This is a genomic window from Marinobacter gelidimuriae, from assembly GCF_000372805.1.
Classification (GTDB): Bacteria; Pseudomonadota; Gammaproteobacteria; order Pseudomonadales; family Oleiphilaceae; genus Marinobacter; species Marinobacter gelidimuriae.
This window is the reverse complement of the sequence record NZ_KB889880.1, coordinates 13,415-26,392: the sequence shown is the minus strand read 5'-3', so window position 1 is coordinate 26,392 and position 12,978 is coordinate 13,415. Positions and strand designations below refer to the sequence as shown.

Genomic DNA, 12,978 nt, shown 5'->3' with positions numbered 1-12,978 from the left:
CAAAGCGACTGGCCGATACCTAAGGAAACCGAGCGTTGAACGGCCAACCCGTGTGGCCACGAAGACTCCTAAAGGTAGTGATCGATGACGTTGCGAACGCAATTGTTAACCCGTTGTTTGCCGGCAGCCTTGATGGTTTGCCCTTTACTGAGCGCGCCTGCGCTGGCAACCAGCTTTGGCGCGGGCATCGAAAACAGCCAGTGGTATTTGTCGGAGTCGGTCTTTGAGTGTGCGCTGGTACACGTGTCGAACATCAACTTCGCTTCGCCATTTCAAGGTTATCTCGCCTGTGCAGGTAATCTGTTGCCGGCCAATTTTGATCAGTTGCAGGGTTCCCGTATTCTGTTTTCTTCGGCCAGTGTGGCGTTGAACGATGCCGACAGGCGCAGCCTGGATCAGGTTGTGGCCTATGTACTGGCCGATTCAACGGTGACTAGGGTATTGGTGGACGGCCATACCGACAGAACGGGAAGCCGGATTGACAACCGGAAACTGGCGCAAGACCGCGCCGATGCGGTGGCGGGCTACCTGAAAAGCCAGGGTGTTGAGGGAAGCAGAATTATAGTGCGCGCCCACGGTGACCAATTCGCGGCCTCCGGAAACCCGGCGCAAAACCGGCGCGTTGTTATTCGCATGGAGCGTGAGGGCGATAGCACACAATGGCAGCAGGCCAGCGCCATATCTGAGCCTGGTGCTGGTTGATGGCCGGTTAATTAAGCAGGCTAATGGCGGCGGTTAACAGCGGCGCGCAAGGCTTGCTCTGATTCATTTTACGGCGTGCAGCACTTCCAGATGGGTGGCTACGCTTTCCGCCAGGGCCTTTAGATGATACCCACCTTCCAGCGACGAGATAATCCGGTCGTTGGCGTGGTCTTTGGCAACGCTGACCAGCATTTCGGTCAACCAGCGAAAATCTTCAGTTTCCAGATTGAATTCGCCCATCGGATCCAGCTTGTGCGCATCAAATCCGGCAGAAATCAGTACCAGTTGTGGCTTGAACTTCTGTAGCCGTTTCAGCCAGCCAGCTTCCACAGCGTTGCGATAATCCAGTGCTGAGCAATCCGCCGGCAGTGGAATATTAATGATGTTTTCAGCCTGGCGGTGCACATGAGTGTGCGGGTAAAACGGGTGCTGGAAACTTGAACACATAAGAATGCGTTCATCACCGCCGACAATGTCTACGGTGCCGTTGCCCTGGTGAACGTCAAAATCAATAATCGCAACCCGTTCCAGGCGATGGAAGCTCAGTGCACGCATGGCCGCCAGGGCCACGTTGTTGTAAAAACAGAAACCCATAGATTTGCTGCGTTCGGCGTGATGGCCAGGTGGGCGGGCGCACACGAACGCATTGGTGACTTGGCTGCTCATCACCATATCAACCGCTTGAATGTTGGCGCCGGCCGCCAGGCGCGCAGCGCGCAGGGTATCGGGCATCATCGCGGTGTCTGGGTCAGTGAACACGCGGCCACGGGTTGGCTGCATCATGTCGAGCTGCTTCAGATAGCTTTCCGGGTGAACAATCAGCAGCTGATCGCGGGTAATTTCATCCGGGCGAACGTAGTCAAGATCCTGGTCGAGCGCGGTGTCTGCCAGGTAACTCTGAATGGCGACCATGCGCTCAGGGCGTTCTGGGTGCTCTGGGCCCATGTTGTGTTTGTTGCAGTCGTCGTGGGAAAAAAAGGCCGTGGTCATAATACGTTGGCTGCCCCGCTGGTTTATTGTATTTTTTATCATATCAGGAAAAAATTGGTTGCGGTTTTTCTTTGGTCTAACCTTAACCCTGGTCAAAATTGCGCCAATTGACGTTTTACATTAATTAAACAGCGCCTAAGATACACTGATTCGTGTGATCCCGATTACTAAGGAGCCTGCGCTTGAGCACTCGATACCTGGAAAGCCTGTTTAATCCCGAGTCTATAGTGGTGGTGGGTGCTTCTGAACGGGCTGACAACCTGGGCGGTATGGTTCTGCGCAACCTGTTGGGAGGCGATTACCCTGGCAAGCTGCTGGTTCTGAACCCGAGCAATTACGACAACGTGCACGGCGTGGCCTGCGCAAAAAGTGTTGCCGACATGCCGTTTGTGCCGGAATTGGCGATTATTTGTACGCCGCCGAAAACCGTACCGAAAATGATTCGGCGCTTGGGCAAGGCCGGTGCGCGTACCGCCATTGTGATGACCGGTGGTATGTCGCGCAGCCACAGCAAAACCGGCCGGCCATTGATGTATTCGGTACGCGACGCCGCTCGTGAAAGTGGAATTCGGGTGCTAGGGCCCAACACCATCGGGCTGATGGTGCCGGCACGCAAGTTGAACGCCACCTACGCCCACATGGGTGCCATTCCGGGTCGGGTGGCTTTTGTTGGCCAGTCGGGCACCATTGCCAGCGCGGTGCTGGATTGGGCCTTTGCCCGCGGTGTTGGCTTTTCGTATTTTTTGACCCTGGGCGATGGCATGGGCATCGACCATGACAATCTTATCGATTACCTGGCCCAAGACACCCGTACTCGCGCCATTTTACTGCACCTTGAGAACGTGCCTAACCCGCGCCGTTTCATGTCATCGGTGCGGGTAGCGTCGCGCACAAAACCGGTTATTGCCCTGAAGTCTGGCCGGGTGCCGGAATCGGAATGGTTCGTTCACGAACTGCCGGCCGGCATCAAACACAGCGATCCCATCTACGATGCCATGCTCAAGCGCGCCGGTGTGCTGCGGGTAGATGGCTTGGGGCAGATGTTTGATGCTCTGGAAACGCTGACGCGCATGAAGCCTCTGCGCCGTGAATCGTTGGTTATGATGGCCAACGGTGTTGGGCCGGGCGTGCTGGCAGTAGACCGTTTGGCGTATCTGGGTGGGGAGCTCGCCACGTTATCGGAGTCGGCCATTGAGGCGTTGGCAGAGTTGCTGCCACCGTATTGGACGCGCCGCAACCCTATTGACCTGGGATACAACGCGTCGCCGGAGCTTTACGCCAAAGTACTGAAGATTCTGTCGAAAGAACCGGAGCTTGCGAACGTGTTGGTGATGTACGCGCCAAGCCTGACCGGCGATAGCCGCGAGATTGCCAACTCGGTGATCCAGGCCATGAAGGGCACGCGGCTGAACGTATTTACCTGTTGGCTGGGCCAGAGCACGGTGATGGATTCCCGTGAGGAATTCTATCGCGCCGGCGTGCCGTCGTTCTTTAACCCGGAAAAAGCGGTGATGGCGTTTATGCAGCATGTGCGTCATCAGCGGGTGCAGCGCCTGCTGACAGAAACCCCGGAATCGTTTACCGATCATTTGTCAGACCACAGCAAAACCCGCCGGGTGATCGTGAACGCGTTGCGTGCCGGGCGTCATTATTTGACCAATGAAGAAGCGCGCGGCGTGCTGAGCGATTATAACATTCGCGCTATAGACACACTATTTTGCGACGATGTGGATGAGGTACTGGGGGCATTCTCGGTAGAGCGTCGGCCCATGGATATTACCTTGGTGCACGAGCAGGCCTGCCATCCGTTTCAGCCCTACAGTCCCAATCAAAAACGCTACAATTGCACCATGCCCAAACTTAACAGCGAGGCAGCCATTATTGATGGCTGTCAGAGCTTGTTGGAGGAATACGGCAAGCATTTTCCGGAAAGCGGTTTTTTGGGTTTTGCGGTGCAGTTCTCCTACCAGCATGTGGGCGGGATTGAGTTCAGCGTGGGCATTACCCGTGATGCGCTGTTCGGCCCCTTGGTAGTGTGCGGCGCTGCGGGCGCCCAGATCAACGTCATGACCGACCGACAGATTGCATTTCCGCCGTTGAATATGGTGCTGGCGCGCGAGCTTTTACGGCGCACCTATATGTACAAGCTCCTGAAGGAACACAGTCTGAAACCGGAGCACGATATTCGCGCTGTGTCGGAAACCCTGGTGACGCTGTCGCAAATTGTGATCGACATTCCGGAGATTCAGGGGCTGGAAATTTCGCCGCTGTTGTTTAACGACGAAGGCGCGGTGGCCGTTAATGTGGCAATCAACCTGTCTGAAGAGCCGGGTAAACCGATCATTCAGCCTTATCCGCGGGAGCTTGAGGAGTGGATAGTGCTGCCAAGGTCTGGCCGCCGAGTGATTATTCGGCCGGTACTTGCAGAAGACGAGCCTGCCCACCGGGTGTTTCACGAACTGCAGTCACCGGAGTCTATTCGCTATCGGTTCTTCCAGTATCGCAAGCATTTTTCCCGCGAAGACGTGGCGCAGATGGTGCAGATCGATTACGACCGCGAGATGGTGTTCATTGCCAACGCGCCCCGCGAAGACGGCGAAGAAACCTTGGGCACCGTGCGCACCTGGACCGACGCAGATAACTTGCGTTGCGAGTTTGCGGTGATGGTACACGACAAAATGAAGGGCGAAGGTTTGGGCAAGACGCTGATGGGGAAAATGATCGACTACTGCCGTGCCCGTGGTACCTCGGAAATGGTGGGGGACGTACTGCCAGACAACCGGCCCATGTTGAACCTGGCCGAGCATCTGGGCTTCCACATCAAGTTCAATCAGGATGAGGAAGTGATGGACCTGAGCCTGGTATTGAACGAACCTGAAAAAGACTGGCAGAAGGAAAGATTAAACAAGGGCGGCCACTGATCTTCAAATCACGCCGCCCGCTGTGGGGTTAATCGCTGACCGGGGCAGGGCGGTCTTCGCCATCTATTAAAGCCGAGTGATCTTCGCCGCCCAGGGCTTCGAGTAGCCCTGGGATCAGCTTAGCCAGTTCCAGCGTCATCAAATTAAAACTGGCGTCGAATTTCGCAAGGGCGTCGTCAGCGTCAACGTTTTCCAGTTGTTCTTGAAGAGTTTCACCAAACTTCAGGCGACGAATGCCCAGCTCTTCGTCGAGCACGAACGACACGTTGTCGTCCCAGGTAATGGCCAGCTTGGTGACTTGCATGCCGGCCTGAAGATGGTTTTGAATTTCATCCGCCTGCAAGTTCATACCTTTGCAGCGCACAACGCCGCCGTCTTCCGCTGGGTCTTTTAGCTCGCATTCATCGCCCAGCTCAACTTGTGCCGGTAAATCAATGGATTCATCCAGCCAGCCAGTAAAGGTGAAGATGGGCGCCTGTTCCACGGCGGGTGGCCGCACGGGCAATGAGCCGATGCTTTTGCGCAGCGCCGAGGCGATTTCTTCGGCCTGTTTGGCCGAGCCTGCATCCACCACCATCACGCCATCTTTCGGTGCCAGATAGGCAAAACTGCGACGGTTTTTGGAAAACGCCTGGGGCAGCATTTCCAGCATGACCTGCTCTTTCAGCTCGTCTTTTTCCTTGCGGCGTACTTTTCGGCCCTGATCAATCTCAATGGCTTCGGCGCGCTCTTCCATCAGTTCCTTAATCACCGAGCTGGGCAAAATTTTGTCTTCCCGGCGCAGTGCAATCAGGTGATAGCCATTGGCGCTGTGCACCAGTGTTTCGCCGTGTTTGCCCAGCGGCGCTACCCAACCCTGACGAGTGGTTTCTTGAGGCCCGCAGGGCTTGAACGTGTCTGCCTGGAGCTTTGCTTCCAGTTCATCCGTGGTGATATTGAAGGGTTTGGTAAAACGAAAAACACGGGCATTGCGAAACCACATACTGGAAGCATCCTTGAGTCAAAATCAGATCGTGCAGGGGTAGAAGATAAAAAGCAGACGTTGAACTGTAAAAGGTTCAATTGTAATAGATAGAGCCGCTATAGCTGGATGATTTCAACCAGCACGGTTTTGATTAAAAAGCCCAGAACGCCCGCACCCATTATAGTAAACATCATAATGGTGCCGAATTTCCCCGCTTTGGACTTTTTGGCCAGATCCCAAACAATAAAACCCATCCAGACCATAAGCCCGGTCAACAGAACGGCCATGGAAATTTGCGAGAATACCGCTTCGCTCATGAATAGGCTCCTTAGATGATTTAAACTCAGCAATAGACATTTTGGCTCCGGCTTAAAGCGCTCCGGGCAAAGAGTATTTGGATTATGGCCGCTAAGCCGCAGAATCAGGCCTTGGTTTGCTCCTCGCGCAGGAAGATCCAGTTGTTGGCATCAGACTGCTCGGGGCTGAAGTAGTAGCCGTCAAGATCGAACTTTTTCAGGTCTTCGGCCTTGGTAATGCCATTTTGTATGGCGTAGCGGCACATCAGTCCGCGGGCCTTTTTGGCATAAAAGCTGATGATTTTATATTGGCCGTTTTTCTGATCTTTAAAATTGGGGGTGATCAGTCGTCCTTCAAGGTCTTTCTTGTGCACCGCTTTGAAATATTCGTTAGACGCCAGATTCACCAGTACGCCGTCGTCGTCATTTAGCAGGCGATTGACCTCTTGAGTGATGGTGTCGCCCCAGAACGCATACAGGTCTTTACCGTGCTGGTTTTCAAATTTTGTGCCCATTTCCAGGCGGTAGGGCTGCATCAGATCGAGCGGTTTGAGCACCCCGTAAAGTCCGGACAGCATGCGCAGGTGTTTTTGCGCGAACTGAAATTCGCTGTTACTAAAGCTTTCGGCATCCAGCCCGGTGTAAACATCGCCCTTGAACGCAAGAATTGCCTGGCGGGCATTGCTGGGCGTGAACGGTGTGCTCCAGTCGCTGAAGCGTTCGGCGTTCAACTGCCCCAGTTTATCGCTAATGCTCATTAGGTTGCTGACCTGGTGCGGCTCCAGTTCTTTGAGCTGGTCAATCAGCTCCCGTGCTGGTTCTAGAAAGTCGGGCTGGGTATGGTGGTCGGTTGCCAGCGGGCTTTCATAATCCAGAGTTTTCGCAGGGGAAATAACCATCAGCATGTCAGGCAAACCTCATTGTAAAAAACTAAGAAGCTGGTCTTGGGTAAATGGCCAGTTCAGTTCATTGCCGGTGTCGCTGCGGCGTAAAACCGGTATGCGAGTGCCGTAGCGGGCGACCAATTGCTCTGATTGGGCAATATCCACCACGTTCACGGGTATTGGCTGTGGCGTGGGGGTGTTGACCAATAGCGCCTCTGCAAGTTCACACAGGTGGCACTGGGCGGTGGTGTAGAACGACAGCTCCATTACTTCGGCTGGGCGTCTAGCTGCTGGCCGTTAACCCCTGCGCTGTCGCGGCCCATCAGGTACAGGTAGATGGGCATCAATTCTTCCGGTGCCGGGTTTTGCTGGGGGTTTTCCGCCGGGTACGCGTGGGCTCGCATGTTGGTGCGGGTAGCACCCGGGTTCAGGGTGTTAACGCGAATGTTATTCCGCTCGTCATCGAGCTCATCCGCTAATAGCTGGCTTAACCCTTCTACCGCAAATTTTGATACTGCATAGGCACCCCAGTAGGCCCGCGCGGAACGCCCTACACTAGACGAGGTAAAGATCATTGATGCATCACCGGACTTGCGCAGCAGCGGTATCATCGCACGGCTTAGCAGGAACGGTGACATACTGTTGACTTGCATCACCTTGGCCCACTTTTCCGGGTCAGACAGTTCCACCGGGCTACGATCGCCCAGAATAGCGGCGTTGTGCAGCAGGCCATCGAGCTTGCCGAAATTGTCTTCCAGGGTCATCGCCAGTTCTTCGTAGTCTTTCATGGCGGCGCCATCAAAGTTCATGGGAACGATGGCGGGCTTGGGATAACCGGCGTTTTCAATTTCGTCGTACACAGATTCCAGTTTAGACACGGTGCGGCCGACCAGTATCACCGTTGCGCCGTGGGCGGCGTAGGCGATAGCCGCTGCGCGGCCAATACCACTGCCGGCGCCGGTGACCATAATAATGCGATCTTTCAGTAAGTCGGCGGGGGCCTGGTAATTCTGCATGACCTGTCTCCATTTAGGGCAAAAGTGCACGACAAAATCCGACAGGTTACTGGCCCGCCGGTATCGGTACGTAATGGGAACTATTGTAACAGCTTTGCGAGTTCGCTGACGCTATCGACGGTATAGTGAGAACCCCATAGATCCGCTTCTTCAGGCTTTTCGATATAACCGTAACGCACGGCGATGGTGGTCATGCCGGCGTTAATACCGGCGTCTATGTCGCGCTGGTGATCGCCTACGTAAATGGCCGTTTGCGGCTCTACATTCACTTCTTTGCAGGCCAGAAGCATGGGTTCCGGGTGAGGTTTGCGCTGGCTGACGTGGTCTGGGCAAATCAAGGTGCCACAGCGTTCCGCCAGGCCCAGGGCCGCCACCACGGGCGCCGCGAAACGCATCGGTTTGTTGGTCACTATGCCCCAGGGAATAGCACGCTGCTTTAAATTGCGCAGCAAGCTGTCCATACCTTCGAACAGGCAGGTGTCTATGGTCATGCCCTGTTCGTAAAGGTCTAGGAATTCGGTGTGTTTCTGTTGGTAGCCGTCATCGTCCGGCTCCAGCCCAAATCCCACACGGACCATGCCACGGGCGCCGTTCGACACCATGCAGCGAATGTACGGCACCGGCAACTCGTCAAGGCCGTAGGCAGTGCGCATGCGGTTTAGAACACGGACAAAGTCCGGCGCGGTGTCAATCAAGGTGCCGTCCAGATCAAACAGCACCGCTGAAGGAGTCAGTTCAGGCTTCACGGCCATCCTTTGCATGCATCATATAATTGACATCGACATTGCGCCCAAGCTTGTACACTTTGGTCAACAGGTTGTAGGTCATTCCGGTCAGTTCACGAATATCCAGGCCGGCATTGCGCAGGTGGTCTGACATTTCTGACGGGCGAATGAACTTTTTCCATTCGTGGGTGCCTTTGGGCAGCAGGCTCAACACATATTCAGCCCCAACAATGGCAAACAGAAACGATTTCGGGTTGCGGTTGATGGTGGACACAAACAGATGGCCGCCGGGTTTTAGCAGACTGGCGCAAGCGCGAATGACCGAGCCCGGATCTGGCACGTGCTCAAGCATTTCGAGACAGGTAACAACGTCGTATTGGCCTGCGTGCTGTGGGTCGCGGGCCAATTCTTCCACGGTAATTTTCTGATAGTCGACTTGAACACCACTTTCCAGCCCGTGCAGGCGCGCCACGCTTAGCGGTGCTTCGCCCATATCGATACCGGTCACGTGGGCGCCACGGCGGGCCATGCCTTCTGATAGCAAGCCGCCACCGCAGCCAATGTCGATGACTTTTTTACCAGGCAGAGACACGCGTTCGTCGATGTAGTTCAGGCGCAGCGGGTTAATGTCGTGCAGGGGTTTGAATTCGCTGCCGGGATCCCACCAGCGGCTGGCCAGGGCCTCAAATTTGGCGATTTCGTTACGATCCACATTGTGGTTCACGCTGGAATCTGAGGAGCGATCTGAAGAGTGATTTGAAGGGTGATCTGAATTACGGCCTGGGTTAGGAGTCGTCATGTTTGCCTGCCTGGTGATGCGATTTAAATACGGTTACATACAGCTGGCCGTGCTGGCTTTTTTAGCCGGCCTGATAACGGCCAATGCGTTCGGCCCAGTCTGCCACACGCAGCATAAGGTCGGGCACATCAATGCGTGTTAGTTCGCCATTTTGTATCTGGGGCACTCCGTTGATCCAGCTGTGGCTGACAGCGCGACCGTGCAGGCTGTAAACCAGGTGCGAAGCAGGGTTGTACACTGGCTGTAAAAACGGGTCGCTGAGATCAACGGCGATGATATCGGCGCACTTGCCGGCTTCCAGCGAGCCCAGATCATGTTCCCGGCCCAGGGCTTTTGCGCCCTGCAAGGTGGCCATACGCAATGCCTGATGGGCAGAAAGCGCGGCAGGGTCACCGGCCAGATGTTTGGCCATCATCGCTGCGCTACGCAGCTCGCTGAACAGGTCGAGGTCGTTATTGCTGGCAGCGCCGTCGGTGCCTATGGCGACATTAACACCGGCCTTGCTCAGGCGCTGGACCGGACATTGGCCGCTGGCCAGTTTCATATTGGATTCCGGGCAGTGAACAACGTGGGCGCCGCTGTGCAACAGGTGTTCAAGGTCGCTGTCATCAACTTGGGTCATGTGTACGCACTGGGTGTTTGGCCCCAGCACGCCCAGCTGAGCCATTCGGCTGACTGGGCGCTGGCCTGAGTGCTGCTCGGCGTTTTGCACTTCCAGTGCGGTTTCGTGCAGATGGATCTGTAATTTCACGCCGGTCTTTTTCTGCAGAGCGACGGCGCCAGCCAGAGTGTCATCGTTAGCGGTGTAGGGCGCATGGGGGCCTATGGCGGGCATAATGAATTCGTCGCCTTGCCAGGCATTGATTAACTGTTCGCCCTTGCGCAGGTATTCTTCCGGGCCACTGCCCCAGCAAGTGGAAAAGTCTAACAGCGGAAAGCAGATTTGCGCCCGCATGCCGGCATCAGCGGCGCATTGGGCGGCAATTTCCGGGAAAAAATACATATCAGAAAATGTGGTGCTGCCGGTGCGCAGCATTTCCGCCATGGCCAGCTGGGTGCCATCGGCAATAAACTGTTCGCACACAAATTCGCCTTCCAGTGGCCAGATGTGGTCGTTCAGCCAAGTCATTAGCGGTATATCGTCAGCTACGCCGCGGAAGAGCGACATGGCGGCATGGCCGTGCAAATTGATTAGCCCTGGCATCAGCACATGATGTGGCAAATTCAGGGTTTCGCGAGTGCGGTAATGAGTGTCGGCCTCGGCCTGGGGCAATACGGCAACAATATGACCGCCTTGCACAATCACCGCGTGGTGATGCCAAACCTGATCCGCAGGTTCGATGGGAATCACCCAGCGGGCGTTGATACGGGTATCCGCCGCTACAATGGTTTCTGCCGTCATGAATCAGCCTTTCGGTTAGAGCTCGGATGACGCCCGTACAGTTTGTGCTTTGGCCGTCAGGGGCGAGCCCATCGCCGGCAGCGCGGCTGTTCGACGGTCCAGCTCAAGCATGTCCGCCATAATTTGTCCGCCTTCGCGGATAACAAAATCGGTTTCCTCATCGTTGGAGTTCAGGTCGGCCGCCTGCAGGTCCTGCCAGTCGTCCAGTTCTTCCATGGTGCCGAATGGCGTTTCGCCGAGCAGTTCACGGCGGGCGTTGGCAATGGTCAGCCGGGTGCGTTCGATTTGTTTATGCTGTTGCTGGCGTTCGTCCATATTCAGGCTGACGGAGTTCTGCTGGCGTTGCTGTTTCAGAAAGTCGATTTCCTGTTGTAGCAAGCTGAACTCGGGGCTGGCTTCAAAGCGCTTATCGTGGCGCAGGCGCAGCTCGTCAATTATATTGCTGAAGTCAAAATACTGGGTGTGGTCAACAGCATCAATTTGGTCCCAGGGCAGGGCGTGGTCCAGCGCATCTTCCCCAATAAGGCTATTATCGATGCGCGACGGAATTTCGATGTCGGGCACAACGCCTTTATGCTGGGTTGAGCCGCCGGAAACCCGGTAGAATTTGGACTGAGTGATTTTCAGCTGGCCGTGATTCAGCGGCCGAACTGCTTGTACCGTGCCTTTGCCGAAGGTTTGGGAACCCACTACCAGGCCGCGGCCATAATCCTGAATAGCGCCCGCAAAGATTTCAGACGCGGATGCGCTCATTCGGTTTACCAGCACCACCATCGGCCCTTTGAAGGCAACCTCTGGGTCTTCATCGTTCAGAATCTGCACGTCGTTATTGGCGTTGCGAATTTGCACGGTTGGGCCGCTGTCTATAAACAACCCTACCAGATCGTTGGCTTCGTGCAGGGCACCACCGCCATTGTTGCGCAGATCAATGACCAATCCTTCAACACCTTCAGCCTCAAGTTCTCCAAGCAGCCTGCGCACATCGCGGGTGGTGCTTTTATAGTTGCGATCGCCGGCCTGCATGGCCTGGAAGTCGGCGTAAAAGGTGGGAATGGTAATGGCGCCGATCTTATAGGTTTCACCGTTGCGATCGAGCTCTATCACTTTTTTGCTGGCGCTTTGTTCTTCCAGCTTGACCTGATCGCGCTTGATAGCGATGGCTTTGGTAATGGTTTCATCGGCCGCGCCAGACGGAATGACTTCCAGTGTGACTATGGAATTGCGCGGTCCGCGGATCAGATCGACCACTTCATCCAGGCGCCAGCCGATCACGTTGACCGGCGTTTCGCCGTCTTGGGTGACCGACACAATCCGGTCTGCGGGTTGCAACTGGCCTTGCTGAAATGCCGGGCCGCCAGGAACCAATCGCACTACCTTGGTGTATTCGTTGTCTCCTTGCAGCACGGCACCTATGCCTTCCAGCGAAAGGCTCATATTGATATTGAAGTTTTCAGAGGTGCGTGGTGAAAAATACGATGTGTGTGGGTCCCACATGCCGGCAAAGGCGTTCATGTAGGCCTGAAACGCATCTTCGCTGCGGGCTTGGTAAGCGCGCTTTAGCTGGCCTTCGTAACGCTGCCGCAACGTGTCTGTTATGGCGTCGTCGTCGCTACCGTTCAGGCGTTGAGCCAGCACGGCGTTTTTGATGCGTTTGGTCCAGAGTTCGTCTAGCCCGGCACTATTAGCGACCCAGTCGCTGTCAGAACGGTCTAGCAATATGCTGTCGTTGCTGCCGAAGTCTAAGGTGCCAACGCCTTGGTCCAGCAGGTTCAGAGCAAAATGCAGACGCTCGATGATCCGTTTTTGCACCAGATTGTAAATATCGAATCCCGGCTGCAACTTACCGGTGCGCAGGGCCGAACCCAAGTGATCTCGAATATCGACGAAACCGTCCAGATCGTCTTGGGTCAGATAGACCTTCTGGCCGTCGAGATATTTCAGATACGTGTCGAAGATGTCGCCAGACAAATCATCGCTAACCCGCAAGTCGCGAAAATGAGTGAACTGCAGTTGCCTTGCAATCAGTATGTTGGCTCGTGCCTGATCGATGGTGGGCGCAACCGGCTGATAGCTTTGGAGCGACTCGCTGCTGGCGACGGCCCCGAAAGACACGGAAAGCGAAATCGCGAGCGCCAACGCTTTTACGGGCTTGCTGCGGGCTACGCGCTGTGAGCACAGTCTTTCCACAATGGACATAGAACCTACCTGACCGAGTTAAATGCTGGTGGCCGCGGCTAAGGTGTTCAACCAGCGACCCGTTTAATGATTGTAGGCAAGCG

General features: G+C 55.3%; 12 protein-coding genes. 2 read left to right on the top strand and 10 right to left on the bottom strand.

The window, feature by feature from the left end; translation table 11 throughout:
- Positions 1–84 precede the first annotated feature (84 nt).
- Positions 85–702: an OmpA family protein gene (locus A3OI_RS0108285; protein WP_018403819.1), complete on the top strand. Its 618-nt coding sequence runs from the start codon at positions 85–87 to the stop codon at positions 700–702.
- A 63-nt stretch (positions 703–765) separates the two neighbouring features.
- Here the strand turns inward: A3OI_RS0108285 and A3OI_RS0108280 are convergent, their stop codons facing one another.
- Positions 766–1,692: a histone deacetylase family protein gene (locus A3OI_RS0108280; protein ID WP_026224081.1), complete on the bottom strand. Its 927-nt coding sequence runs from the start codon at positions 1,690–1,692 to the stop codon at positions 766–768.
- 182 nt (positions 1,693–1,874) lie between these two features.
- Between A3OI_RS0108280 and A3OI_RS0108275 the strand changes: the two genes are divergently transcribed.
- Entirely contained in the window at positions 1,875–4,613 is a 2,739-nt protein-coding gene (locus tag A3OI_RS0108275) for a bifunctional acetate--CoA ligase family protein/GNAT family N-acetyltransferase (protein WP_018403817.1), read from the top strand.
- Between the two features lie 28 nt (positions 4,614–4,641).
- Here A3OI_RS0108275 and rdgC read toward each other — a convergent pair whose 3' ends face one another.
- The 9 genes from rdgC to A3OI_RS0108230 all read right to left on the bottom strand — a co-directional run bounded on the left by rdgC (position 4,642) and on the right by A3OI_RS0108230 (position 12,895).
- Complete coding sequence (rdgC, locus tag A3OI_RS0108270) at positions 4,642–5,595, bottom strand: recombination-associated protein RdgC (protein WP_018403816.1); 954 nt, start codon at positions 5,593–5,595, stop codon at positions 4,642–4,644.
- Between the two features lie 98 nt (positions 5,596–5,693).
- Positions 5,694–5,894: a DUF2788 domain-containing protein gene (locus tag A3OI_RS0108265; RefSeq protein WP_018403815.1), complete on the bottom strand. Its 201-nt coding sequence runs from the start codon at positions 5,892–5,894 to the stop codon at positions 5,694–5,696.
- Between the two features lie 104 nt (positions 5,895–5,998).
- A complete protein-coding gene (gene yaaA, locus A3OI_RS0108260; protein WP_018403814.1) occupies positions 5,999–6,778 on the bottom strand; it encodes a peroxide stress protein YaaA in 780 nt (259 codons plus the stop codon).
- 12 nt (positions 6,779–6,790) lie between these two features.
- Positions 6,791–7,024, bottom strand: a complete 234-nt coding sequence (locus A3OI_RS0108255) for a glutaredoxin family protein (RefSeq protein WP_018403813.1) — start codon at positions 7,022–7,024, stop codon at positions 6,791–6,793.
- Complete coding sequence (locus tag A3OI_RS0108250; protein WP_018403812.1) at positions 7,024–7,773, bottom strand: YciK family oxidoreductase; 750 nt, start codon at positions 7,771–7,773, stop codon at positions 7,024–7,026. The genes A3OI_RS0108255 and A3OI_RS0108250 overlap by 1 nt, the downstream gene beginning before the upstream one ends.
- Positions 7,774–7,853: 80 nt before the next feature.
- Positions 7,854–8,519 carry an HAD-IA family hydrolase gene (locus A3OI_RS0108245; protein ID WP_018403811.1) on the bottom strand — a complete coding sequence of 222 codons (666 nt, stop codon included), beginning with the start codon at positions 8,517–8,519 and terminating at the stop codon, positions 7,854–7,856.
- The gene (gene ubiG, locus A3OI_RS0108240) at positions 8,509–9,297 is read right to left on the bottom strand and encodes a bifunctional 2-polyprenyl-6-hydroxyphenol methylase/3-demethylubiquinol 3-O-methyltransferase UbiG (protein WP_018403810.1); all 789 of its coding nucleotides are present in this window, start codon (positions 9,295–9,297) and stop codon (positions 8,509–8,511) included. Before ubiG ends, A3OI_RS0108245 begins: the two co-directional genes overlap by 11 nt.
- 61 nt (positions 9,298–9,358) lie before the next feature.
- Positions 9,359–10,699 (bottom strand): TRZ/ATZ family hydrolase, encoded by a 1,341-nt coding sequence (locus tag A3OI_RS0108235; protein WP_018403809.1) that lies wholly within the window; start codon positions 10,697–10,699, stop codon positions 9,359–9,361.
- A 15-nt stretch (positions 10,700–10,714) separates the two neighbouring features.
- Positions 10,715–12,895, bottom strand: coding sequence for a carboxy terminal-processing peptidase (locus A3OI_RS0108230; RefSeq protein ID WP_018403808.1), 2,181 nt, complete (start codon positions 12,893–12,895; stop codon positions 10,715–10,717).
- Positions 12,896–12,978: the final 83 nt, after the last annotated feature.

Bases quoted from the DNA above. Each gene is read 5' to 3' on its own strand.
- A3OI_RS0108285 (WP_018403819.1), top strand. From the start codon at position 85: ATGACGTTGCGAACGCAATTGTTAACCCGTTGTTTGCCGGCAGCCTTG.
- A3OI_RS0108280 (WP_026224081.1), bottom strand. From the start codon at position 1,692: ATGACCACGGCCTTTTTTTCCCACGACGACTGCAACAAACACAACATG.
- rdgC (WP_018403816.1), bottom strand. From the start codon at position 5,595: ATGTGGTTTCGCAATGCCCGTGTTTTTCGTTTTACCAAACCCTTCAAT.
- A3OI_RS0108265 (WP_018403815.1), bottom strand. From the start codon at position 5,894: ATGAGCGAAGCGGTATTCTCGCAAATTTCCATGGCCGTTCTGTTGACC.
- yaaA (WP_018403814.1), bottom strand. From the start codon at position 6,778: ATGCTGATGGTTATTTCCCCTGCGAAAACTCTGGATTATGAAAGCCCG.
- A3OI_RS0108255 (WP_018403813.1), bottom strand. From the start codon at position 7,024: ATGGAGCTGTCGTTCTACACCACCGCCCAGTGCCACCTGTGTGAACTT.
- A3OI_RS0108250 (WP_018403812.1), bottom strand. From the start codon at position 7,773: ATGCAGAATTACCAGGCCCCCGCCGACTTACTGAAAGATCGCATTATT.
- ubiG (WP_018403810.1), bottom strand. From the start codon at position 9,297: ATGACGACTCCTAACCCAGGCCGTAATTCAGATCACCCTTCAAATCAC.
- A3OI_RS0108235 (WP_018403809.1), bottom strand. From the start codon at position 10,699: ATGACGGCAGAAACCATTGTAGCGGCGGATACCCGTATCAACGCCCGC.
- A3OI_RS0108230 (WP_018403808.1), bottom strand. From the start codon at position 12,895: ATGTCCATTGTGGAAAGACTGTGCTCACAGCGCGTAGCCCGCAGCAAG.